Annotated in this window: 21 protein-coding genes; 12 read left to right on the forward strand and 9 right to left on the reverse strand. The window is 60.7% G+C overall.

What is annotated here, in order from left to right; all coding sequences use genetic code 11:
• Positions 1-104 precede the first annotated feature (104 nt).
• The 11 genes from E4P32_RS11515 to E4P32_RS11565 all read left to right on the forward strand — a co-directional run bounded on the left by E4P32_RS11515 (position 105) and on the right by E4P32_RS11565 (position 12,166).
• A complete protein-coding gene (locus E4P32_RS11515) occupies positions 105-1,169 on the forward strand; it encodes a chemotaxis protein (RefSeq protein WP_233526626.1) in 1,065 nt (354 codons plus the stop codon).
• A 90-nt stretch (positions 1,170-1,259) separates the two neighbouring features.
• Positions 1,260-1,631 carry a response regulator gene (locus E4P32_RS11520; RefSeq protein WP_116434076.1) on the forward strand — a complete coding sequence of 124 codons (372 nt, stop codon included), beginning with the start codon at positions 1,260-1,262 and terminating at the stop codon, positions 1,629-1,631.
• 8 nt (positions 1,632-1,639) lie between these two features.
• Positions 1,640-1,990 (forward strand): STAS domain-containing protein, encoded by a 351-nt coding sequence (locus E4P32_RS11525; RefSeq protein ID WP_116434075.1) that lies wholly within the window; start codon positions 1,640-1,642, stop codon positions 1,988-1,990.
• The gene (locus E4P32_RS11530) at positions 1,987-4,185 is read left to right on the forward strand and encodes a chemotaxis protein CheA (RefSeq protein WP_116434074.1); all 2,199 of its coding nucleotides are present in this window, start codon (positions 1,987-1,989) and stop codon (positions 4,183-4,185) included. Before E4P32_RS11525 ends, E4P32_RS11530 begins: the two co-directional genes overlap by 4 nt.
• Before the next feature lie 82 nt (positions 4,186-4,267).
• On the forward strand, positions 4,268-6,064 hold the full coding sequence (locus tag E4P32_RS11535; RefSeq protein ID WP_116434619.1) for a methyl-accepting chemotaxis protein: 1,797 nt from the start codon (positions 4,268-4,270) through the stop codon (positions 6,062-6,064).
• Positions 6,065-6,103: 39 nt separating this feature from the next.
• Positions 6,104-7,714 (forward strand): methyl-accepting chemotaxis protein, encoded by a 1,611-nt coding sequence (locus E4P32_RS11540; protein WP_116434073.1) that lies wholly within the window; start codon positions 6,104-6,106, stop codon positions 7,712-7,714.
• A gap of 11 nt (positions 7,715-7,725) precedes the next feature.
• Positions 7,726-8,283, forward strand: coding sequence for a chemotaxis protein CheW (locus E4P32_RS11545; RefSeq protein WP_116434072.1), 558 nt, complete (start codon positions 7,726-7,728; stop codon positions 8,281-8,283).
• A 99-nt stretch (positions 8,284-8,382) separates the two neighbouring features.
• The gene (locus E4P32_RS11550; protein WP_116434071.1) at positions 8,383-9,213 is read left to right on the forward strand and encodes a protein-glutamate O-methyltransferase CheR; all 831 of its coding nucleotides are present in this window, start codon (positions 8,383-8,385) and stop codon (positions 9,211-9,213) included.
• Between the two features lie 7 nt (positions 9,214-9,220).
• Positions 9,221-9,790, forward strand: coding sequence for a chemotaxis protein CheD (locus tag E4P32_RS11555; RefSeq protein ID WP_116434070.1), 570 nt, complete (start codon positions 9,221-9,223; stop codon positions 9,788-9,790).
• Positions 9,787-10,923: a chemotaxis response regulator protein-glutamate methylesterase gene (locus tag E4P32_RS11560; protein ID WP_116434069.1), complete on the forward strand. Its 1,137-nt coding sequence runs from the start codon at positions 9,787-9,789 to the stop codon at positions 10,921-10,923. Before E4P32_RS11555 ends, E4P32_RS11560 begins: the two co-directional genes overlap by 4 nt.
• A 1-nt stretch (position 10,924) precedes the next feature.
• A complete protein-coding gene (locus tag E4P32_RS11565) occupies positions 10,925-12,166 on the forward strand; it encodes an EAL domain-containing response regulator (protein ID WP_116434068.1) in 1,242 nt (413 codons plus the stop codon).
• 14 nt (positions 12,167-12,180) lie between these two features.
• Here E4P32_RS11565 and folK read toward each other — a convergent pair whose 3' ends face one another.
• The 5 genes from folK to E4P32_RS11590 are packed head-to-tail and all read right to left on the reverse strand — an operon-like array spanning position 12,181 to position 16,583.
• Positions 12,181-12,681, reverse strand: a complete 501-nt coding sequence (gene folK, locus E4P32_RS11570) for a 2-amino-4-hydroxy-6-hydroxymethyldihydropteridine diphosphokinase (protein ID WP_116434067.1) — start codon at positions 12,679-12,681, stop codon at positions 12,181-12,183.
• Positions 12,678-14,129, reverse strand: coding sequence for a polynucleotide adenylyltransferase PcnB (gene pcnB, locus E4P32_RS11575; protein ID WP_116434066.1), 1,452 nt, complete (start codon positions 14,127-14,129; stop codon positions 12,678-12,680). Before pcnB ends, folK begins: the two co-directional genes overlap by 4 nt.
• Complete coding sequence (locus tag E4P32_RS11580) at positions 14,126-14,806, reverse strand: HAD family hydrolase (protein ID WP_116434065.1); 681 nt, start codon at positions 14,804-14,806, stop codon at positions 14,126-14,128. Before E4P32_RS11580 ends, pcnB begins: the two co-directional genes overlap by 4 nt.
• A complete protein-coding gene (gene hda, locus E4P32_RS11585; RefSeq protein WP_116434064.1) occupies positions 14,803-15,498 on the reverse strand; it encodes a DnaA regulatory inactivator Hda in 696 nt (231 codons plus the stop codon). Before hda ends, E4P32_RS11580 begins: the two co-directional genes overlap by 4 nt.
• A complete protein-coding gene (locus E4P32_RS11590) occupies positions 15,495-16,583 on the reverse strand; it encodes an AI-2E family transporter (RefSeq protein ID WP_116434063.1) in 1,089 nt (362 codons plus the stop codon). Before E4P32_RS11590 ends, hda begins: the two co-directional genes overlap by 4 nt.
• A gap of 114 nt (positions 16,584-16,697) precedes the next feature.
• Here E4P32_RS11590 and purM point away from each other — a divergent pair, with 114 nt between their 5' ends.
• A complete protein-coding gene (gene purM, locus E4P32_RS11595; RefSeq protein ID WP_116434618.1) occupies positions 16,698-17,741 on the forward strand; it encodes a phosphoribosylformylglycinamidine cyclo-ligase in 1,044 nt (347 codons plus the stop codon).
• Between the two features lie 93 nt (positions 17,742-17,834).
• On the opposite strand, the gene E4P32_RS11600 is transcribed toward purM, so the two are convergent.
• The 4 genes from E4P32_RS11600 to E4P32_RS11615 form a co-directional block, all read right to left on the reverse strand.
• A complete protein-coding gene (locus tag E4P32_RS11600; RefSeq protein WP_116434062.1) occupies positions 17,835-18,719 on the reverse strand; it encodes a proteasome-type protease in 885 nt (294 codons plus the stop codon).
• 153 nt (positions 18,720-18,872) lie between these two features.
• The gene (locus E4P32_RS11605; protein ID WP_116434061.1) at positions 18,873-19,865 is read right to left on the reverse strand and encodes an alpha-E domain-containing protein; all 993 of its coding nucleotides are present in this window, start codon (positions 19,863-19,865) and stop codon (positions 18,873-18,875) included.
• A gap of 3 nt (positions 19,866-19,868) precedes the next feature.
• Positions 19,869-21,284 carry a circularly permuted type 2 ATP-grasp protein gene (locus tag E4P32_RS11610; RefSeq protein WP_116434060.1) on the reverse strand — a complete coding sequence of 472 codons (1,416 nt, stop codon included), beginning with the start codon at positions 21,282-21,284 and terminating at the stop codon, positions 19,869-19,871.
• Positions 21,285-21,533: 249 nt separating this feature from the next.
• On the reverse strand, positions 21,534-21,974 hold the full coding sequence (locus E4P32_RS11615) for a cupin domain-containing protein (RefSeq protein ID WP_116434059.1): 441 nt from the start codon (positions 21,972-21,974) through the stop codon (positions 21,534-21,536).
• Between the last annotated feature and the right edge of the window lie 12 nt (positions 21,975-21,986).

The following is a 21,986-nucleotide window of genomic DNA, read 5'->3' on the forward strand; positions in this document are numbered from 1 at the left end:
GCCGTTAATGCATGTACACGCGGCATGTACAGGCGGCATGTGAGGGCGACATGGGGATCGTCCCGCCTGAACCATCAAAAATCAAACATTCTGATTGGAACATCGTGAAGTCGAACTACCGCGCCTTGCTTACGTTGTGGGGGATCAACGCTCTTTTGCTCGCGCTGCTGGCGCCGCGATGGTGGCAGGGCGTTGTCGCCGGCGCTTTGATCGCCGGTGTAGCGTGGGTGCTGGGCGCAGCCCGGACGGAAGTCGTCATACCGCCGGTTGCGAATGTTTCCTCCTCACCAATAAGTTCGCATGCAGGCAATCCATCGGACCTGCCCGTGCTGGTGCAGGCGATCGTTCCGGCCTGGCGCAACAACGTGCAACTCGCGCGCACCCAGACTCAGGAAGCGATCGACAAGCTCACGCAACGTTTCGTCGGCATCCATCAACGCCTCGGCGGCGCGGTAAGCCTGGCCGAAGGCGGCAAGAACGGCGACGTGCTGCAAGTCATCCAGAACGCCGCGCAGCAGCTCGGCGGTATCGCTGACGCACTGGAACAAGTGCTGACCACGCGCGACGCCTTGCTGCGCAAAATCGAAACGCTCAGCCAGCACAACGAAGACATCCGCCAGCTCGGCCTGCAGGTCGAGCAGATCGCCGGGCGTACGGGCGTCACCGATCTGTTCTCGGATCAGGCCAGCTGGACTGAACTGGCGGCGCGGTCGGCCGAGACCGGTCGCCAGATCGTCAACAAGACCAAGGTCGTCCAGCAGCAGATCCAGGCCACGCATTTGTCCGCCAACCAGCTTGACGCGGACGCCGGCCGCATGGTCGACGATTCGCGCATGGTGATCGATTCGGTCATCGCCGATTTCCGCCAGTCTGCCGACAAGCTCAGCGGCACGGTCGGCCAGCTTGAAGAAGAAAATCGAGAAGTCGATCAGGAAGTCTGCGACATCCTGGTCAATCTGCAATTCCAGGATCGCATCAGCCAGATCCTCGATCACGTCCAGCTCGACATGGTCAAGCTGACCGGGCTGGTGCAGAGCGCCGGCCCCCTGCCGCCCAGCGCCGCATGGCTGGCCGATCTGGAAAAAACCTATACCACGCAGGAGCAACGCCAAGTACACGCCGGCCAGCAGGCCGACAAGTCACTGCAATCGCAAGTTGATTTCTTTTGAAGAGGATGGCATGCATGCACGAACCGAGTTTCTTCCTTGTCGCCGGCAGCGCGGACATTTCTGCAATCATTTCTTGCGGGGATCGTTGACATGAATCCAAAGACCATCCTCATCGTCGACGATTCGTTCAGCCTGCGCCAAACGATCAGCATCGCGCTCAAGGCCGCCGGCTACGAAGTCGTCGAAGCGATCGACGGCCGTGACGCGCTGAACAAACTTGACGGCCGCAAGTACAACCTGATCATCTCCGACGTCAACATGCCCAACCTGGACGGCCTCAGTTTCGTGCGCGAAGCCAAACAGAAACCGAACTACAAGTTCACGCCGGTGCTCATGTTGACCACCGAAAGCGGCGACTCCCGCAAACAGGAAGGCAAGGCCATCGGCGTACGCGCCTGGGTGCACAAGCCGTTTCTGCCGCCGGTGCTGCTTGATGCCGTGGCCAAACTGGTCACTCCTTAGGATCCGACATGCCATTGACGCAAAGCACGCGCGACGGACATTTGCTGCTGGTGGTGAGCGGAGGCTTTACCATATTCCAGGCAGCCGAATACAAGCCGCAACTGCTGGGCGTGCTCGACAACGCCGACGATGTGCTGGAACTCGATCTGAGTGCCTGCGATGAGCTCGATACCGCCGGCCTGCAACTATTGTTGCTGCTCAGGCGCGAGGCGACTGCCCAGTACAAGCAGTTATTGTTGGGAGGCGCCGGTCCGGCGGTGAAAAACGTGTTGGACATGTTGCAGCTGCAGGATCTGATGCGCGTCGATCCGACGGCATTGTCAACTTCGGTGTCGGCTTCCATGCAGGGGCTGGCATGAAAAAAGACGCCGCCCGCGATGCACTGGTGCAGGAAGCGCGCGAGCTGCTGGTCGCGATGGAAGCAGCCCTGTTGCAGATCGAAAGCGATGGCGCCAGCCGCGACGCGATCAATGCCATCTTTCGCGCTGCGCATACGATCAAGGGATCGGCGGGGTTGTTCGCTTTCGACAGCATCGTCAGCTTCACCCATCTGCTGGAAAATGTTCTCGACAAGGTACGCAACGGCATCGTCAAACTCGACGACGCCATGATGTCGCTGTTGCTCAACTGCGGCGACTACATGAGCGAACTGGTCGACGCCATCGCAGAGCGCAAGGAAGAACAAGACCCGGATCCGGTGCGGCGGGCTGAACTGGAAACAACGCTCAATGAGTACCTCGAACAGGCTACGCAGCCGCAGCCGGAGGGTGTGGCGACGGCGCCGACTCCAGCCGTTGCCGCTGCCGCATCAGAGGCGACGGCCGCTGCAACGGATGAAGGCGCAGTCGCCAACCCGCACTGGCATCTGTCCCTGCGTTTCAGTCCGGACGTCTTGCGCGACGGCCTCGATCCCTTGTCCTTCCTACGCTACCTGCTGACGATGGGCGACATGGTGTATGCGCACGTGATCGATCTGGCGATTCCCGCCGCCGACGACATGGATGCGGAGCTGTGCTATCTCGGTTTTGAAATCGGTTTCGCCAGTACCGCCGAACACGAAGAGATCGACAGCGTATTTGAGTTCGTGCGCGAAGACAGCGTCATCGTCATCCTTGCGCCGCACAGCCAACTGACGGCATATCGGGATTGGCTGCAAGTTTTGCCGGAGCGCGAAGAGGTGGCGCTGCATCTGTTGCAGTCGGGGGCGCTCACCGCCGCTGAATGGCGCCAGTTGCAGCTTGATGTCGCCGATGCCGATGATTTTTCCTCGACTATTGAAACCGGCGCGCGCGCCGCGCCGTCGCAGGTCCTGGCGTCGATCCCGGCCCTGCGTCAGCGGGGCGGCGAAGAAAAGAAAAACCTGGAACAGAAGTTCATCAAGATCGAAGTCTCCAAGCTCGATCAGCTGATCGATCTCGTGGGCGAGCTGGTGATCGCCGGCGCCGGCGCCAGCCTGGTGGCCAAGCGCAAGAAGGATCAGCGTTTTGAAGAAGCGACACAGGTGATTTCCGGATTGGTGGAGCAGATACGCGACGCCGCGTTGACGCTGCGCATGGTGCAGATCAACGAAGTGTTCCAGCGCTTCCCACGCGTGGTGCGCGACATGTCGCGCGAAATCGGCAAGAACATCGAACTGATCGTCACCGGCGCCGACACCGAACTCGACAAGTCGATGGTGGAAAAAATCTCCGACCCGCTCATGCACATCGTGCGCAATGCCATGGACCACGGCATCGAATCGGCGGAAGCGCGACGCAGCGCCGGCAAGCCCGAAATTGGCGTGCTGCGTCTGAACGCGACGCATGAATCAGGCAGTGTCGTGATTGAAGTATTCGACGACGGCCGCGGTCTCGACAAGGAGCGCATCCTGCGCAAGGCGGTCCAGCAAGGTCTGGTGACGGCGGATGCTGGCTTGTCGGAGCGTGACATCTTCCGCCTGATTTTCGAGCCCGGATTTTCTACCGCAGAGCAAGTGACGTCCTTGTCCGGCCGTGGTGTCGGTATGGACGTGGTCAAGCGCAACATCGAGGCGCTGCAAGGGGAGGTCGAGATCTACAGCAATCCCGGTCAGGGCACGATGGTGCGCATTCGCCTGCCGCTGACGCTGGCGATCATCGCCGGCTTCCAGGTAGTGGTCGGCGGTGCGGTGTTCGTCATCCCGCTCGACCTGGTGGTGGAATGCATCAACCTCTCCAGCCATCAGGTGCACAACAACGTGGTGACGCTGCGCGACGAGCCGCTGCCGTTCATTCCCTTGCGCGAACTGTTCGACCTGCCGCAGCGTGAATCGGCGCGCAAGAGCCTGGTGATCGTCCAGTACGGACCGTTGCGTGCAGGCCTGCTGGTCGACAACCTGCTGGGCGAATGCCAGGCGGTGATCAAGCCGCTCGGCAAGCTGTTCAGCAAGGTGAAGGGTTTGAGCGGATCGACCATCCTCGGCGATGGACGCGTGGCGCTGATCCTGGATGTGCCGCATCTGATCGCGCATACAGGAAGAATGGAGCAAGCCGACGTGCGTCGCACCGAGAGCCGGATGAGCGCGGCGAACGATTGACATGAACAAACCGGCGCGCGCAACGGAATCCATCCGCCGCGCTGCCGACAGGGAAGACAGAATGCAGAACAGGGGAGTGGTCATGAAAAACAAATTGACGCAACGAATGAGCATCCGACAGCTCTTTGTCTGGCTGGTGATCGTGCTGGCCGTGCTGATGGGATCAATCGTCAGCGTCACGCGTGCGCTCAAGGAGGCCAACACAAATCTCGACCTGGCGCATGAGTCGCGTTACTACTCCTTCGTGCTTGCCAACGAAATGCGGCGCAGCTCGGAAGACCTGACCAAGTTCGGTCGCGCGTACGTCACGACCGGCGATCCGAACGACGAAGAGCGCTATTACATCGTGCTCGATATTCGCAACGGCAAGCGTCCGCGTCCGAAGAACTATGAACGTGTGAATCTCGATCTGGTGATGGCCAAGCAACTCAATGCCATGCCGGCCGATCCGGCGATACCGCTGATCGACCTGATGAAGCAGGCCGGTTTCACCACGCAGGAACTGGCGAAGATGCAGGAGGCCAAGGTCAATTCGGATGCGCTGACAAAAACCGAGATCACGGCATTCAATGCGGTCAAAGGTCAGTTCGATGACGGCGCAGGCAATTTCACCGTGACCGGCGCCCCCAATCAGGCCATGGCGCAGGAGTTGATGTTCGACCAGAACTACCGCACCATGGTGGGACGCATCATGGTGCCGATCAACGACTTCCTGCGTATGGTGGACGAGCGCACGCAGAAACGCGTGAGCGTGGCGCAGAGCCGTTACTCCGAGCTGGAGATGGTGATCTTCTCACTACTCGGGGCATCGATGCTGTTGTTGTTGGTGTGCCTGTTCTTCACCTACCGCGTGATCCGTTCGCAGCTCGGCGGCGAGCCGCGCGACGCCATGATCGTGTTGCGTAAAGTGGCCGAGGGCGACCTTACCGTCAAGGTGCCGGTTTCCGAGAGAGATACCGGCAGCGTGTTGCACAGCACCCAGCAGATGATCGCCAAATGGACTGCCGTGATAGGCGACGTCAACGGCACCGCCAGTTCGCTGGCGTCGGCTTCCGAACAGATTTCAGCATCGTCGCAGGCGCTCAGCAAGAACGCGTCGCAGCAAGCCTCCAACGTTGAGCAAACCAGTGCGTCGGTGGAAGAGATCACCGCCACCATCGCGCAAAATGCCGAGAACGCCCGGGTCACCGACAGCATCGCCAGCAAGTCCGCCAGTTCCGCGGTGGAGGGTGGCGAAGTGGTGCGCGAAACGGTGCTGGCAATGAAGCAGATCGCCGGCAAGATCGGCATCATTGACGATATCGCGTACCAGACCAACCTGCTGGCGTTGAACGCGGCGATTGAAGCGGCGCGCGCCGGCGAGCACGGCAAAGGCTTCGCGGTGGTCGCAGCCGAAGTGCGCAAGCTGGCGGAGCGTTCGCAGACTGCCGCGCAGGAAATCATTGCGGTCGCCGAGAATAGCGTCAGCCTGGCCGAGAAGGCCGGCCATCTGCTCGACCAGATGGTGCCGTCGATTCGCAAGACTGCCGACCTGGTGCAGGAAATTTCGGCGGCCTCGCGCGAGCAGTCGGCCGGACTCGAACAAATCAACAACGCCGTCCATCAGATGGCGCAGACCACGCAACTGACGGCGTCGGCCTCCGAAGAATTATCGTCCACCTCCGAAGAAATGAGCGCGCAGGCCATGCAATTGCAGGAGTTGATCCTGTTTTTCCAGGTCGGTGAAGAAAAGCGCCCGCAGTCGAAGAAAGCAGCGAAAACCGGCAAAGTAATCAATGAGCCGCCGGCAATCAGCACCAAGTTCGTCAAGCCCGCCCGCATTTCGATGCTGGACGGTGGCGACGATCCGATTGACGAATCTTCGTTCAAGCGCTTTTGATCGGCACGCCGGGACAGGTTTAGGCGAGGAGGAATTGTGATGAAGCTCTCCAGCAAGCTTGCAGTCTGTTTTGCTTTCGGGGCCCTGCTGACCGCTGCGGTCGGGGCCGATGGCGTGGTCAACCTGTTTCGCGTCAATGCCATGCTGCAAGAGATTTACACGGCCAACCTGCTGACGATCGTCAATCTCAATCAGACCAACAAGGTCGCCGTCGAGATCGCCGCGTCCCTCCAAAATATGGAAAGAACGGAAGAGCGGGTTGAACGAAAGCGCATCGCCGATGTGCTCAGGTATCACCTGGAAGATTTGGGACAGGCTTATACCAACTACAAGTCGACTACGGTCCTGAGCGATCTTGAGCGTACTCTGCAGCAGCAGGCGGATGTGCTGGTCGACGGTTACATCAAACGCGTGGAGCAGAGGCGCGACCAGTTGCTGCGCGATGAAGACGTCAAAGGCAATCCTGATTCTCTGCGCATCGAATCCGACAGCCTGCGTTCGCAGCTGGCGGCGCTGGTGGACGAGAACGTGCGCCAGGCGACAAGAAACAAAACCCGGGCGGCGATGCTCGAGCGCAAGACGCTGGAAGAAATCGTCGCCGTCACCGGGTTGGCGCTGGTCCTTGCGTTGGTGCTGGCGCTGTACACGCGGCGCACATTCGCACGCCAGATCGGCGGCGACCCGCGCGAAGTCATGCGGATACTGCGCAAGATTGCCGATGGCGACCTGACCGTGCAGTTCGCCGTCGGCAAGAAGGGGCAGGGCAGCGTGCTGCACAGTGCGCAGCGCATGCTCGATCAGCTTTCGGTAGTGCTCAGGGACGTCAACACGGCTGCGGTCACGCTGGCGTCGGCGTCTGGACAGCTGACTTCGGCCGCAGAACAGCTCAGCAAGAATTCATCCCAGCAGGCGGCTGATTCCGAAGAGACCAGCAGCGCCATCGGTCAGATCTCGCTGACGGTCAGCCATAACACTGCCAATGCCAACCACACCAATGCCATCGCCAGTGAATCTGCGCGCGCTGCGATGGAAGGGCGCGAAGCGGTGCGCGAGACGCTGGAAGCCATGCACCAGATCGTCGCCAAGATCGGCGTGATCGACGACATTGCCTACCAGACCAATCTGCTGGCGCTCAACGCCGCGATCGAAGCGGCCCGCGCCGGTGAGAACGGCAAGGGCTTTGCCGTCGTCGCCAACGAAGTGCGCAAGCTGGCCGAGCGCTCGCAGATCGCTGCGCAGGAAATCGTCTCGGTGTCGGACCACAGCGTCGGCCTGGCCGAAAAGGCAGGCATGCTGCTCGAAGGCATGTTGCCGTCGATACAGCAGACCGCCGATCTGGTCGATGCGATCTCGTTGTCGGCGCGCGACCAGAATGCCAGCCTGGTGCAGATACACAGCGCCATCGGCCAGATCACGCAAGCCATCCAGCTCAATGCGGTGGCTTCCGAGGAGTTGTCGGCGACGTCTGAGGAAATGAACGAGCAGGCCCATCAGCTGCGCGAACTGATGGGTTATTTTTCGTTGGATGCGGCTGAGGGCGAGCGCGAATCATCGCCGCCTGAGTCGCCTCGCGTGCGCGAAGGAAAATACCTCGGCGCTGCTGCTGCAGTTGCCGATGGAAAAATGGAAACGGTGTTGTCGGATGTTTGAGGAGTACATGCATGCCAAGTTTGTCGCTTAACGGCGAGTCGTCGTTCGCCAGGACGCAGCATCAGGAACCGGTGCAGAGTCGCCAGTTCCTGACCTTCGTGCTGGGCGAAGAAATGTTCGCCATGCCGATTGAGGATATCCGCGAAATCATCGAATTCAGCAGCCTTACCGAAGTGCCGCTGATGCCGAATTTCTTGCGCGGGGTCATCAACCTGCGCGGCGCCGTGGTACCGGTGATCGACTTGTCGGTGCGCTTCGGCAGGGCGCAGACGCCGGTAGCCAAGCGCACCTGCATCGTCATCATGGAACTCATGCAGGAGCAGCAGGGCTTGCTGCTGGGCGTGATGGTAGATGCGGTGCGTGCGGTGCTGACCGTCGAGGATGAAAAAATCGAGCCGCCGCTGTCGTTCGGTGCACGCCTGCGCGCGGACTTCATTGAGGGCATGATCAATATCAAGGATCGCTTTGTGGTCGTGCTCGATGTCAAGGCGGTCTTGTCGGTGGACGAATTGTCGACGCTGATCGGCATGGCGGCCGTCGAAGAATTGTCGGTTCCGCCGGGGCAGTAGGAATCGCACTGAGGCGACAGCGCATCAGCGACGTCGCGCGGCAGCAGAAACAAAAGCAACCGAAGCAACCGAAGCAACCGTCAACCGGGGATCACGCAGATGAGTTCCAGCATCGAGTCAATGGCACTGGATGTGAGCGATCAGGAAATGCTGTTGTTCCAGCAGCTTTTCAGGGAGCACATCGGGCTGTACCTGCCCTTCTCGAAGAAGGCGCTGCTGTGCAGCCGCCTTTCGCGTCGCCTGGGCGAGCTGAGCTTGTCCAGCCTCAAGGAGTACCACGCGCTGATTTCGCGGCCGCAGGAACAAGCGGAGCGGCAGCGCGCGATCGACCTGATCACTACCAACGAGACTTATTTTTTTCGCGAGCAAAAGCACTTCGACGCCTTGCGCGACGATATCCTGCCGGCGATCGACCGGCGCCATCCGCTCAAGGTATGGAGCGCTGCCAGTTCGACCGGCGAAGAAGCCTATTCCATCGCGATGGTGCTGGATGATCATCGCAGCCAGCTTCCGTGGAGCATCCTCGCGTCCGACATCAGCCAGCGCGTGCTGTCGTTCGGCCGGCGCGCCCTGTATCCGATGGTGCGCGGAGAGTTGATCCCGTCGTCGTATCTATCGCGCTATTGCCTGCGCGGCACCGGCGAGTACGACGGCCATTTCCTGATCGACCAGAAGATCCGCAAGCGCGTGAACTTCGAGCAGCGCAATTTGATGAGCCTTCCGGTTGAGATGGATGGGCAGTTCGACATCGTGTTCCTGCGCAACGTGATCATCTATTTCGATTTTCCGACCAAGGTCGATGTCCTGCGTTCCGTGGTGAACAAACTGCGTCCAGGCGGCTGGCTCATCGTCGGTCATTCTGAATCGCTGCACGGCATGCCGCTGGAGTTGCAGATGCATGCGCCCTCGATCTATCGGCGGCTGCCATGAGGCTGCCATGACTCAGCGCATCTTCGTCAATCTGGGAGAAGTGTATTTCGGCCAGGGAGACCTGCAGATCGAGACACTGCTGGGTTCCTGTGTGGCGATCACGCTGTGGCATCCGGTGCGGCATTTCGGCGGCCTCTGTCATTTCGTCTTGCCGGAGCGGAGGCATTCCCTCCGGGTGGACGCTGACGGTGTGCAAGTACACGAAGCGCCAGACGGCCGGTACGGCGACGAGGCTTTGTCGCGCTTGCTGGAGCAGGTTCGGGTGCACGGCACGCGTATCGCCGATTACACGGTCAAGGTCTTTGGCGGCGGCAACGTGCTGGGCCTGCCGCCGACCAAACTCAGGATAGGCCAGGCCAACGCCGACTTCGCACTGGACATCCTGCAGCAGCATCACATTCCGGTGACCGCGCAGGACGTTGCCGGCGAGGGCTATCGCTACCTGCGCTTCGATCTCAACAACGGCGACGTCTGGGTCAGGCGCGGCCACGGCGTGTCGCACGACATGGAAAAAGTACCTGCTGCAACTGCCTGCAGGCCGCAACGCACTGCAGGGCTTGGCAAGGAGCGGACATGACGATCAAGGTCATGATAGTCGACGACTCGTCGTTGGTGCGCCAGGTCATCCAGGATCTGCTGGAACCCTGTCATGACATCAACGTCATTGCGACGGCGCAGGATCCGATTTTCGCGATGGCGAAGATGCGCGCCAACTGGCCCGACGTTATCGTGCTGGACATTGAAATGCCGCGCATGGACGGCATCACCTTCCTGCGCCAGATCATGGCGATACGGCCGACGCCGGTGGTGATCTGTTCGTCGCTGGCCGAGCGCAGCGCCACGGTCACGATGGAAGCATTGGCGGCTGGTGCGGTCGGCATCATCACCAAGCCGCAGCTGGGCATACGCGATTTTTTGCAGGACAGTTCGGAGGACTTGATTGCGGCGATACGCGCTGCTGCGCAGGCTCGCTTGCGGCGTACGCCGAGCGTGCCGACTGCAGCCGGCGGCTTGAGTTTCGGCAACGAAAGCGAGCGCAACGCACGTCATGATGCCGTTGCGGCAGGCATCGCCGATGGCAGCCGGCTCACGGCCGACGTGATGCTGGATCCGCCAGGCTACCTCGACGCACTGATTCCCGTCACGCAGAGAATCATCGCCATCGGCGCCTCGACGGGCGGCCCGCAAGCGCTGGAAAAAGTGTTGCGCGATTTGTCCGAAGAATGTCCGGGCGTCGTCATCGTGCAACACATGCCGGAAAAATTCACGCTCAGTTTCGCCAAACGCCTCAATGCCATTTCCGTCATCGAGGTCAAGGAAGCCGAGCACCACGACCTGGTGTTGCCAGGACGCGCACTCGTTGCGCCGGGCGGGTCGCATATGATGGTCAAGCGCGATGGCGTGCAGTACTATGTAGAAGTGGTCAACGGCCCTCTCGTCAGCCGTCACAAGCCATCAGTGGACGTCTTGTTCCGCTCCGTCGCCAAAGCTGCCGGCAAGAATGCAGTCGGCGTCATCATGACAGGAATGGGCGACGACGGCGCGCGCGGCATGAAGGAATTGCGCGACGCCGGCGCGTCGACGTATGCACAGGATGAAAGCAGTTGCGTGGTCTTCGGCATGCCCAAAGAGGCAATGTTGCAGGGCGGCGTATGCGATGTGATTTCTCTCGAGAGCATGTCTTCCGTGATCAACCAATATGGCTACTAACATGACGCCCTTCACCATTGAGACCTTGCTGATTGTCGACGACAGTCCCTTGCAACGTTTGCATACTGTGGGCCTGATGCGCGACCTCGGCGTGGAGATGATCTACGAGGCCGGCGACGGTCAGGAAGCGCTCGATTTGCTGGCCTTGCTGAAACTGCCGCCGAGCCTGGTGATCGTCGATCTGGAGATGCCGGGCATGGACGGCGTCGAGTTCATCCAGCATCTGCAGGAAAGAAAACTGAATTTCCCCATCATCGTGGCCTCCAGCCGCGAGACCTCCTTGCTGGCATCGGTCGAGACCATGATCGAGGCGCTCGGCATGCATGTGCTGGGGGCGCTGCAAAAGCCGCTCAACCAGGAAAAAATCCTCGGCGCACTGAATTCGTTCAACAGCAATCTGGCCTTCCCGACGAAAGACGATGCGCTGCCTGCGGTGTGCGAAACGGAGTTGGCATCGGCGATCCGCAACGGTGAAATCATCGCCTTCTATCAACCCAAGGTGGATATCCGCACCGGCATGCTCAAGGGCGTCGAGGCGCTGGCGCGCTGGATGCATCCGACCAACGGCATGGTGCCGCCGGATCGCTTCATTCCGCTGGCGGAAAAGAGCGGGCTCATCCACGAACTGACTCTGTCGATGCTGACGCAGGCGATGGCGCAGGCGGCGTTGTGGAATGACCGCGGCCTGCCGCTGAAGGTGGCGGTGAACCTGTCGCCGCTGTCGCTCGACATTCCTGGTTTTGTGCAGAAGATCGTCGACCTGCTGGCGCAGCATGCCTTGCAGGCGGACCAGATGGTGCTGGAAATTACCGAGGGTTCCGTCGTGGCCAATCTTGGCATGGCGCTGGGGACGCTGGCGCGGCTGCGTCTCAAGGGCTTCGGTTTGTCGATCGACGATTACGGCACCGGCTTCTCGTCAATGCAGCAGTTGGCGCGCATCCCGTTCACGGAACTCAAGATCGACCGCTCGTTCGTGCACGGCGCGCATGCGCGCCAGAACCTGCGCGTGATCCTGCAATCGGCGCTGGACATGGCCAGGCGGCTGGAGCTGGTGACCGTGGCGGAGGGCATCGAGACGATTGAGGATTGGCGTTTGTTGCAGGAATCGGGATGCACGATAGGGCAAGGTTACCTAATCGCCCGGCCGATGCCGCCAAACGATTTGCCGGTATGGCTCAAAGGCCATCATCGCCGTTTGGGGGAGCTGCGCCCTCCCGCAGCCGCAGCCGCCATCGAGACCTGAGCGCGGTGGTCCGTTCAGGTCAGTAAGTCGATCGCCTGATCCCGCACTTGCGTGAGCAAGTCACGGGCCGCACCGATGCCTGGAATGAAGGTGTCCGGCGCAATTTCCAACAAGGGAATCAACACGAATGCCCGCTGCGCCATGCGCGGATGCGGCAGCGTCAGCACGTCATCCGCAAGCTGCAATTGATCGTACAACAGGATGTCGAGATCGAGGGTGCGCGGCGCATTGCGGTAGGGGCGTTCGCGTCCGTGCGCCAGTTCGATGGCTTGCAAGGCTGCGAGCAATGCCTGCGGCGTGAGCGTGGTGTCAAGCTGGGCGACGGCATTGACGTAGTCGTCGCCGCCGGCGTCAACCGGTGCAGTGCGGTACAGGCGCGATTGTGCGCTGAGCGTTGTATCGGGCAACAGCGCCAGGCGTCGCAACGCATCTTCCACCGTGGCGCGGGCGTCGCCCAGATTGCCGCCGATACCGATGAAGGTGCGCGCCGCCAATGCCGTCACCGCAAGCGTCATGCCTCGCCGTCAGACGAGGAACTGCCGCCACCGCTTTCACCACCTTCGCCGCCACCGCTCTTGCTGCGATTGCGGCCGCCGCGGCGCTTGCGTTTGCGGGCTGCCGGGGCAGGGCCTGAGTTGGCCCCGGCGCCGGGGCCAGAGTTTGCGCCGGCAGCGCCGCCCGCACTGCTGCTTGTGGTCGGCTTGCGCGCCAGCAGCGATTCGCGGCCCGAGCCGTCGGCTTCCATGAAGTCGGTCCACCAGTCGCCCAGCTCTGCATCGATTTCGCCGGAGGCGCAACGCAGCAGCAGGAAGTCGTAACCGGCGCGCAGGCGCAGATGTTCCAGCAATTTATATGGCGCCTTGCCGGTGCGGCGTTCGAAGCGCGGCTGCATGGCCCAGATGTCGCGCATGTCGGAAGCGATCTTGCGCTGCAGGGCGAGCTTCTCGGTCTGTGCGTTGAGGACGTCGTCGGCAGCCAGGTGCAGCGCCGGGATCGGGTACTCGCCGGAAGCCTGGTAGGCGCGCCATTTCTCAAGCACCTGATGCCACAGCAGCGAAGCGAACAGGAAGCCCGGCGAGACCGGCTTGCCCTGCTTGATGCGCGCATCGGTATTGGCCAGCGCCAGCGTGACGAATTTTTCGCCGAGCGGTTGTTCCAGCACCACGTCGAGCAGCGGCAGCAGGCCGTGATGCAGGCCTTCCTTGCGCAGCTGTTGCAGGCAGGCCAGTGCGTGGCCGCTCATGAGCAGCTTGAGCATTTCATCGAACACGCGCGCGGCGGGCACGTTGTTGATGAGCGGCGCCATGACCGGAATCGGCGCGCTGGTGGCGGCGTCGATGCTGAACTTGAGCTTGGCGGCGAAGCGCACCACGCGCAGCATGCGCACCGGGTCTTCGCGATAGCGTGCTTCCGGCACGCCGATGATGCGCAAGGTCTTGGCGCGGATGTCGGCGATGCCGCCGTGGTAATCGAGCACCGTTTGCGCCGCCGGATCGTAATACATGGCGTTGATGGTGAAGTCGCGGCGCACCGCATCTTCATGCTGTTCGCCGAAGGTGTTGTCGCGCAGGACGCGACCGTGTTCATCCTTGGGCGCAGCGTCGGCGGAGCTGCCGCGGAAGGTGGTGACTTCGATCAGGTCCTGGCCGAACATCACATGCACGATCTGGAAGCGGCGGCCGATGATGAAGGCGCGCCGGAACAATTGCTTGATCTCTTCAGGCGTGGCATTGGTGGCGACGTCAAAGTCCTTGGGCTTGACCGACAGCAGCAGGTCGCGCACCGCGCCGCCGACGATGAAGGCCTTGAAGCCGGCCTCCTGCAAGGTCTGCGTGACGCGGATCGCGTTCGGCGAGACCAGCTGTAGATCGATGCCGTGCTGCTTCTGGCTGAGTACGGTGGGCTCGGTGGTGTCGAGCTCTTTTTTCTTGCCCAGGAAGGAGCGGATGAATTTTTTGATCATTGCGCGTGGGCGTCGAAGAGATTCAGGATGGGCCAGCCTTGGGCTATCGCGTGCGCCTTGAGCTTGTCGTTCGGATTGGTGGCGACCGGGTGAGTGACGGCGGCCAACAGCGGGATGTCGTTTTGGGAATCGCTGTAGAAATGGCTTTGCGGGAAATCGGCGATGCTCTTGCCTTGCTCTTGCAGCCAGGCCTGGGTGTGCACGATCTTGCCGGGGCCGAAGGTCGGTGTGCCCACCAGCCGACCGGTGATGTTGCCTTCGGCATCGAACTCCGGCAGGGCGGCGATCAGGTGATGCACCTTGAACAGCTTGGCGATCGGTTCGGTGACGAAGCTGTTGGTGGCGGTGATGATGGCGACCAGGTCACCGGCATCGAGGTGCTTTTGCACCAGCGCGATGGCGGCGGGGACCATGGCCGGCTTGATGACTTCGTCCATGAACTGCACATGCCAGGCGTCCAGCTGGGCGCGCGGGAATTTGGACAGCGTGCCGAAGGCGAACTCGAGATACTTCACCGGGTCCAGCGTACCGGCCTGGTAATGCGCGAACCATTCATCGTTGGCCTTGCGGAAAGCGGCGGCGTCGATGGCGCCGGTGCGGGCCAGGAACTCGCCCCACTCATGGTCGGAGTCGATCGGGATCAGCGTGTGGTCGAGGTCAAATAAGGCGAGATTCATGGCGTTTCGTTTTCAGCTTCCTGTTGAAGAAGGTCGCGTAGCAGCGGCAGGGTAATGGGGCGCTTGGTTTCGAGTGAATAGCGGTCGAGCGCGTCGAGCATGCGCGACAGCGAAGGCATGTCGCGCCGGTAATGGGTGAGCAGGTAAGACAGGATCGCGGGCGATACGGTCATGCCGCGCGCCTGCGCCGATTGTGTCAGTGCGGCGATCTTTTCGTCGTCGGTGAGGCCGTGCACCTGATAGATCAGGCCCCAACCGAGACGCGTGCGCAAGTCTTCGCGCACCTGCAGCTGCGCCGGCGGTTGTGCGCCTGCGCTGACCAGATAACCGCCCAGTTCGCGGATCTGGTTGAACAGGGCAAAGGCGGCGATCTGCGACGCCGGCGGCAATTGCTCGCAGTCGTCCAGCAGATAGCACTGGACGGCCGGATCGTAGTCGAAGGCGCTGTCGTCGGCGTCGGCGGGAATCAGCCGGGAGCCGGTCGGGATTTTTTGCGCCAAGGAATGCAACAGATGCGTTTTACCCGCGCCGGTTTCGCCCCAGAGATAGATGAAGCGGTCGTTCAGCGGTGGTTGCGCGTGCGCCGCGGCGATGTCTTGCAGGCGTTGCAGCAATTCTGCATTCTGGCCTGTCACAAACGTATCGAAAGTCGGCGGCTGCTGCGCGCTCAAATCCAGCAGAAGTTGTCTCATGTCTCGCTATTGTAGAAACTGCTGTTCAGGTAATGCTGGCGCAGGTGGCGCACCACCACCGACATGATCGCCGAGGCGGGCAGGGCCACCAGCACGCCGACAAAACCGAACAACTGACCGAACGCCAGCAGCGCGAAGATCACCATCAGCGGATGCAGGCCGATGCGTTCGCCCACCAGTTGCGGCGTCAGGATGAAGCTTTCCAGCACCTGGCCGATGCCGTAGATGATGGCCACGGCAACCAGGCCGTACAGACCGGTGAATTGCAGCACGGCGGCGATCAGCGCCAGCACCAGGCCGAGGCCGAAGCCGACGTACGGGATGAACACCAGCAGGCCGGTCAGGATGCCGACCGGCAAGGCGATGTCGAAGCCGGCAATCGCCAGCGCAACTGAATAATAGGTCGCCAGAATCAACATGACCAGCAATTGGCCGCGCAGGTATTGCGCCAGCAGGTCGTCGACTTCTTCGGTCATGGCGCTGATCTTGCCGACCCAGCGGCGCGGGATCATGCCGCGCAGGCGCTTGATGAAGGGATGCCAGTCTTGCAACAGATAGAACAGCACCATCGGAATGAACAGCAGGTTGGCAGCCCAGGTCAGCAGCGCGGTGCCGCCGATCTTGGCTGAGGCCAGCACCGAGGCCCAGATTTCATCGCCGCTGGTGGCCAGCTGCTGGGTCAGGATGCGCTTGATGCCGGTAATGTCGAGGCGCACGTGGATGCCGAATTCGCTCAGGCGCGGCGCCACCTTGGCGTTGAGCTTGTCGAGGAAGTTCGGAATCTGCTGTTGCAGCAGCGGAATTTCCTTCACCAGCACCGGCACGACGATCAGGACCAGCGCCAGTCCGGCCAGCACCAGCAGCATGACGACGATCAGCACCGCCACCAGGCGCGGCAGCAAAAACGGCCCGATGCGGCGGCGCGCCAGCCAGTCGACGCCCGGATTGAGGGCGTAGGCCAGGATGGCGGCGGTCACGAACGGGGTCAGCATCGGCCCCAGCAAGATCAGGAGGCCTACCAACAACAGCCCTAAGGTGAGCCACAACAAGCTTTGTTTTTGCTCATCCGTTAAAGAAAAAGGCATGGAAATAGGGCTTTAGATGAATCGGTTTGTTAAAATCACGGTTTACTTCAGGTTTCAGCGGCCTTGTTGCCGCAGATACTCCTCTATTTTACCGCCTCCAGTGCCAATATCATCATGACTTCATCATCCAATGTTTCCCTCTCCTACCGCGACGCGGGCGTCGACATCGATGCGGGCGACGCTTTAGTCGAGGCTATCAAGCCGTTTGCCAAGCGTACGACCCGCGAAGGCGTGCTGGGCGGCATCGGCGGTTTCGGCGCGTTGTTTGAAATCAGCAAGAAATTCAAGGAGCCGGTGCTGGTGTCCGGCACCGACGGTGTCGGCACCAAGCTGAAACTGGCTTTTCACCTGAACCGACATGACACGGTCGGCATCGACCTGGTCGCCATGAGCGTCAACGACATCCTGGTGCAAGGCGCTGAGCCATTGTTCTTCCTCGATTACTTTGCCTGCGGCAAGCTTGACGTGGCCAGCGCCACCGATGTCATCAAGGGCATCGCCAAGGGCTGCGAACAAGCCGGTTGTGCGCTGATCGGCGGCGAAACCGCTGAAATGCCGAGCATGTATCCGGACGGCGAATACGACCTGGCCGGCTTCGCCGTCGGCGCGGTCGAAAAGTCCAAGCTGATCGACGGCACCAAGATCATCCCGGGCGACGTCGTGCTGGGCTTGGCCTCGTCGGGCGCGCACTCCAACGGTTACTCGCTGGTGCGCAAGATCCTGGAAGTCGCCAAGCCTGACCTGAACGCCGACTTCCACGGCCGCAAGCTGGCCGACGTGCTGCTCGAACCGACCCGCATCTACGTCAAGCCGTTGCTGGCGCTGATGGAATCGATGGAAGTCAAGGGCATGGTCCATATCACCGGCGGCGGCCTGGTCGAAAACATCCCGCGCGTTCTGCAGGACAACCTGACTGCCGTGCTGGACAGCAAGGCCTGGACCATGCCGCCGCTGTTCACCTGGCTGCAGCAGCATGGCGGCGTGGCTGACGCCGAAATGCACCGCGTCTTCAACTGCGGCATCGGCATGACTGTGATTGTGTCGAAAGAAAACGCCGACGCCGCTGAAGCACAACTGAAGGCGGCCGGCGAGACCGTCTTCCGCATCGGCGAAATTCGCGCTCGCGCCGAAGGTGAAGCACAGACTATCGTGGCCTAAGTCTCATCGATTGCGTGCCCGGTTGACGCCGGGCAATAAAAAACGGCTGCAAGCAATTGCAGCCGTTTTTGTTTGGGCGATCCGGACGCGCAATCAGTTCGGTTGTTGCGCCACATCCGCTTCGCCGTCGCCGGCCAGCGTCTGCCGGGTGACCGGCGGTACATCGCGCGCCACCGCTTCCGGCGGCTGCACGCGCACCGGCTGGCTGTGGTCGACCGATGACGACAGCACATTGAGCGTCGCTTCAGGAGCCGCATCCCAGACCGGATCGTCGATCGCTTCGAACACGCGCTTCAGTTGCGCGCCCCAGCTGCGACGGATCATCTGGAAGTATTGATTGTGTTCATCGATGGTGACAAAACGCGTCACCGCCAGGTCGTTGCTGTTGTAGACCAGCAGATCCAGCGGCAGGCCGACCGAGATGTTGGACTTCAATGTCGAGTCCATCGAGATCAGCGCACACTTGGCAGCTTCGTCCAGCGAGGTGTGGGGCGTGACGACGCGGTCGATGATCGGTTTGCCGTACTTGGCTTCGCCGATCTGGAAATAGGTGTTCTCGTCGTGTGACTCAATGAAATTGCCGGCCGAATACATCTGGAACAGACGGCAGCGCTCGCCCTTGATCTGGCCGCCGAAGATGATGCTCACATTGAAGTCGATGCCGAACTTGGCCAGTTCTTCCGCATCGCGCTGATGCACGGTGCGGATGGCGTCGCCGAGGATCTGCGCGGCTTCGTACATCGTGGTCGCGGTCCAGATGGTGTGGCCTTCGGCATTGGTCTTCTCGGACAAGATCTGGCGGATCGACTGAGAAATCGAAAGATTGCCTGCCGTCATCATGACCATGACGCGCTCGCCCGGATTCTCGTAGACGTTCATCTTGCGGAACGTGCCGATATGATCGACGCCCGCATTGGTCCTCGAGTCGGATAAAAAGACCAGGCCTTCGTTCAGGCGCATGGCGACGCAATAAGTCATGATGTGAGCTAAAAATGTAAAAGCCGGATTTTACAGGAAGCCCCGCCGGCACTGAGTGCGGGCGGGGCCCAAATGTCGTGGACCTGACACATTATCGGCAAATTCCAGACAATTCTTAACCGTCAGCTTGGCAAATAATTAATTTTTTACGATTTATGCTGCCAAAGGAACAAGAAAATCCTTGCTGATGCGGTTGCCGAGCTCAAAGATGCGTTCCAGAAACACCGTCAGGTAATCGTGCAGGCCGGCGTCGAAGACTTCTTCAATGCGGCTGAACTTGAGGTCGGCGTCCAACTTGCCGGCAAAACGTTCGGTATCGGCCGAGACATCGTTGCGCACGTGTTTCAGGTTGCTCAGCACATGGTCCATGCAGGCCGCCAGTGAACGCGGCATGTCGGCGCGCAGGATCAGCAATTCGGCAACGCGTTCGGGCGTGATGACGTCGCGATAGACCTTGCGGTAAATCTCGAAACCCGACACCGAGCGCAGGATCGCCGCCCAGTAATAGAAGTCGATCTGGCTGTCCTGGCCTTTTGTTTCCTTGCTCAGCAGGCCTTGCTGCTGGCTTTGGCCCGGCTTGACAGTTTCCTTGGCGCCGTGGAATTTGACGTCGATGATGCGCGCGGTGTTGTCGGCGCGCTCGAGGAAGGTGCCGAGGCGGATGAAGTGGAAGGCTTCATCCTTGAGCATGGTGCCGATGGTGACGCCGCGCGACAGATGCGAACGATGCTTGACCCATTCAAAGAAATCGCTCGGATTCTGCTCCAGCGCATTGGTCTGCAGGTAGCCCTGCATCTTGATCCAGGTGGCGTTCTGGATTTCCCAGGCTTCGGTGGTCAGCGCGCCGCGCACTGCACGGGCGTTCTCGCGCGCCTGCTTGAGGCAGGACGCGATCGACGACGAATTGCTGGGGTCGCGCACCATGAAGTCGATGACGTCTTTTTGCGTCAACGCATCGTACTTCTTGTTATAGCCATACTGCAGCTCCGAAATCCCGAGCAGTGCGCGCCAGCCTTGCTCGGCGTCGTCGGTTGATTGCGGCAGCAGGGCGGTCTGCACGTGCACGTCGAGCATGCGGGCGGTATTTTCGGCGCGTTCGGTATAGCGCGCCATCCAGAACAGGTGGTCAGCGGTGCGGCTCAACATGATTTATTTCTCCAGAATCCAGGTGTCCTTGGTGCCGCCGCCTTGCGACGAATTCACCACCAGCGAGCCTTCCTTGAGCGCCACGCGCGTGAGGCCGCCCTTGACCATCGAGACGGTCTTGCCGGACAACACGAAGGGACGCAAATCGAGATGGCGCGGCGCGATGCCGGAGTCGACATAGGTCGGGCAAACGGACAGCGCGAGTGTCGGCTGGGCGATGTAGCCGTCCGGCTTGGCGATCACGCGCTGGCGGAAATCCTCGATCTCCTGTTTGGTCGACGCCGGGCCGACCAGCATGCCGTAACCGCCGGCGCCGTGCACTTCCTTGACCACCAGCTTGTCTAGATTGGCCAGCGTATAGGAAAGATCTTCCTTCTTGCGGCACTGGTAGGTCGGGACGTTGTTGAGGATGGGCTCTTCGGACAGGTAGAACTTGATCATGTCCGGCACGTAGGGATAGATCGACTTGTCGTCGGCGACGCCGGTGCCGATGGCGTTGGTCAGCGTGACCTTGCCGGCGCGATAGGCGGCCAGCAGGCCCGGCACACCCAGCGAGGAGTCAGCGCGGAACGCCAGCGGATCAAGGTAGTCGTCGTCGATGCGGCGATAGATCACGTCGACGCGTTTCGGTCCGCGCGTGGTGCGCATGTAGACGGTATTGTCCTTGACGAACAAGTCCTGTCCCTCGACCAGTTCAACGCCCATTTGCTGCGCCAAGAATGCATGTTCGAAATACGCCGAGTTGTACATGCCCGGCGTCATTACCACCACGGTCGGATCGACCACGCCGACCGGCGCGACCGAGCGCAGATTGTCGAGCAGCATGTCGGGGTAGTGATCGACCGGCGCGATCTTGTGACGGGTGAACAGTTCGGGGAACAGGCGCATCATCATCTTGCGGTTTTCCAGCATGTAGGACACGCCGGACGGTACGCGCAAGTTATCTTCGAGCACATAGAACTCACCCTCGCCGGCGCGCACGATATCGACGCCGGCGATGTGGGCGTAGATGTCGGAGGCGACGTCGACGTCCTGCATCTCGGGACGGTATTGCGCGTTCTTCAGGATCTGCTCAGCCGGGATGACGCCGGCCTTGATGATCTTCTGGCCGTGATAAATGTCATGGATGAACATGTTGAGCGCTTTGACACGCTGCACCAGGCCCGCTTCCAGTTTGGCCCATTCGGCGGCATGAATGATGCGCGGAATGATGTCGAAGGGGATCAGCCGTTCCGTGCCTGCATCGTTGCCGTAGACCGCGAAGGTGATGCCGACGCGACGGAAAATCAGGTCGGACTCTGCGCGTTTGCGGACAATCGTCTCAGCGGTTTGGGAAGACAGCCACGCCGCGAATTCATCGTAATGCTTGCGGACAGAAACGGTGCCGTCGGAGTACATCTCATCGAAAAAATTTGCCATAAATTTGCTTCGTTTTCTGGTGCTGATGCGAGGGGATTTTAGCTTGAGGCTTTAGCTTGAGACTGGGCGAATATTATTTGTTCATTGGTAGTTGCCGGCATCCTCATCGCTGGTGGAGGTAGGCACAGACTATCACGCCATTTCCGCTTTTGGACAGCGAAAATTGCATGCGGTTCTGGTCCTCAATTGCGCCAGCGATGGCTGATCCGGTTTGTTGATGCGGATTGAAAATGATTTGTTCCTCCTGATTCAGGCCCACGGCGTCGGCGCAGGAACGGCGGCCGGTGCGGGCATGTCGATGGTGGTGAAGTCGGCCGGGCTGACGATTTCAAGGTACTCCATGTCCGGCGAGTAGTCGAACAGGAAGTGCACGATGCCCGGTCGCTGGTGCACGCAATCGCCGGTTTTCACCAGCGTGACCTGATCTTCGTACATGAAGCGCGCCCAGCCCTTGAGCATGATGACGATATGAAAATTCGCTTCGTGCCGGTGCCAGCCGGTGCCGGCTTCCGGCGCCATATTGGCCTTGACCAGTTGGGCGATGACCTGGCCGCCGGTGGCAGCGGCGATGCCGAGGTCGCGGTACAGGAAGAAGTCGCGCAGGCCGCCTTGTTCATACTGCGTGTCGCCCTCGCTGACGTGGGAGAACACATTCAGGGCGGTCGGCTTTGTTTCGGCTATCGTATTCATGACACTGGTCCT

This window comes from Herbaspirillum sp. 3R11 (assembly GCF_004563925.1).
In the GTDB taxonomy this organism is placed as follows: domain Bacteria; phylum Pseudomonadota; class Gammaproteobacteria; order Burkholderiales; family Burkholderiaceae_D; genus Herbaspirillum.

Excerpts from the sequence above, each read along its gene's own strand:
- E4P32_RS11520 (WP_116434076.1), top strand. The coding sequence starts at position 1,260 with ATGAATCCAAAGACCATCCTCATCGTCGACGATTCGTTCAGCCTGCGC.
- E4P32_RS11525 (WP_116434075.1), top strand. The coding sequence starts at position 1,640 with ATGCCATTGACGCAAAGCACGCGCGACGGACATTTGCTGCTGGTGGTG.
- E4P32_RS11530 (WP_116434074.1), top strand. The coding sequence starts at position 1,987 with ATGAAAAAAGACGCCGCCCGCGATGCACTGGTGCAGGAAGCGCGCGAG.
- E4P32_RS11535 (WP_116434619.1), top strand. The coding sequence starts at position 4,268 with ATGAAAAACAAATTGACGCAACGAATGAGCATCCGACAGCTCTTTGTC.
- E4P32_RS11540 (WP_116434073.1), top strand. The coding sequence starts at position 6,104 with ATGAAGCTCTCCAGCAAGCTTGCAGTCTGTTTTGCTTTCGGGGCCCTG.
- E4P32_RS11545 (WP_116434072.1), top strand. The coding sequence starts at position 7,726 with ATGCCAAGTTTGTCGCTTAACGGCGAGTCGTCGTTCGCCAGGACGCAG.
- E4P32_RS11550 (WP_116434071.1), top strand. The coding sequence starts at position 8,383 with ATGAGTTCCAGCATCGAGTCAATGGCACTGGATGTGAGCGATCAGGAA.
- E4P32_RS11555 (WP_116434070.1), top strand. The coding sequence starts at position 9,221 with ATGACTCAGCGCATCTTCGTCAATCTGGGAGAAGTGTATTTCGGCCAG.
- E4P32_RS11560 (WP_116434069.1), top strand. The coding sequence starts at position 9,787 with ATGACGATCAAGGTCATGATAGTCGACGACTCGTCGTTGGTGCGCCAG.
- E4P32_RS11565 (WP_116434068.1), top strand. The coding sequence starts at position 10,925 with ATGACGCCCTTCACCATTGAGACCTTGCTGATTGTCGACGACAGTCCC.
- folK (WP_116434067.1), bottom strand. The coding sequence starts at position 12,681 with ATGACGCTTGCGGTGACGGCATTGGCGGCGCGCACCTTCATCGGTATC.
- pcnB (WP_116434066.1), bottom strand. The coding sequence starts at position 14,129 with ATGATCAAAAAATTCATCCGCTCCTTCCTGGGCAAGAAAAAAGAGCTC.
- E4P32_RS11580 (WP_116434065.1), bottom strand. The coding sequence starts at position 14,806 with ATGAATCTCGCCTTATTTGACCTCGACCACACGCTGATCCCGATCGAC.
- hda (WP_116434064.1), bottom strand. The coding sequence starts at position 15,498 with ATGAGACAACTTCTGCTGGATTTGAGCGCGCAGCAGCCGCCGACTTTC.
- E4P32_RS11590 (WP_116434063.1), bottom strand. The coding sequence starts at position 16,583 with ATGCCTTTTTCTTTAACGGATGAGCAAAAACAAAGCTTGTTGTGGCTC.
- purM (WP_116434618.1), top strand. The coding sequence starts at position 16,698 with ATGACTTCATCATCCAATGTTTCCCTCTCCTACCGCGACGCGGGCGTC.
- E4P32_RS11600 (WP_116434062.1), bottom strand. The coding sequence starts at position 18,719 with ATGACTTATTGCGTCGCCATGCGCCTGAACGAAGGCCTGGTCTTTTTA.
- E4P32_RS11605 (WP_116434061.1), bottom strand. The coding sequence starts at position 19,865 with ATGTTGAGCCGCACCGCTGACCACCTGTTCTGGATGGCGCGCTATACC.
- E4P32_RS11610 (WP_116434060.1), bottom strand. The coding sequence starts at position 21,284 with ATGGCAAATTTTTTCGATGAGATGTACTCCGACGGCACCGTTTCTGTC.
- E4P32_RS11615 (WP_116434059.1), bottom strand. The coding sequence starts at position 21,974 with ATGAATACGATAGCCGAAACAAAGCCGACCGCCCTGAATGTGTTCTCC.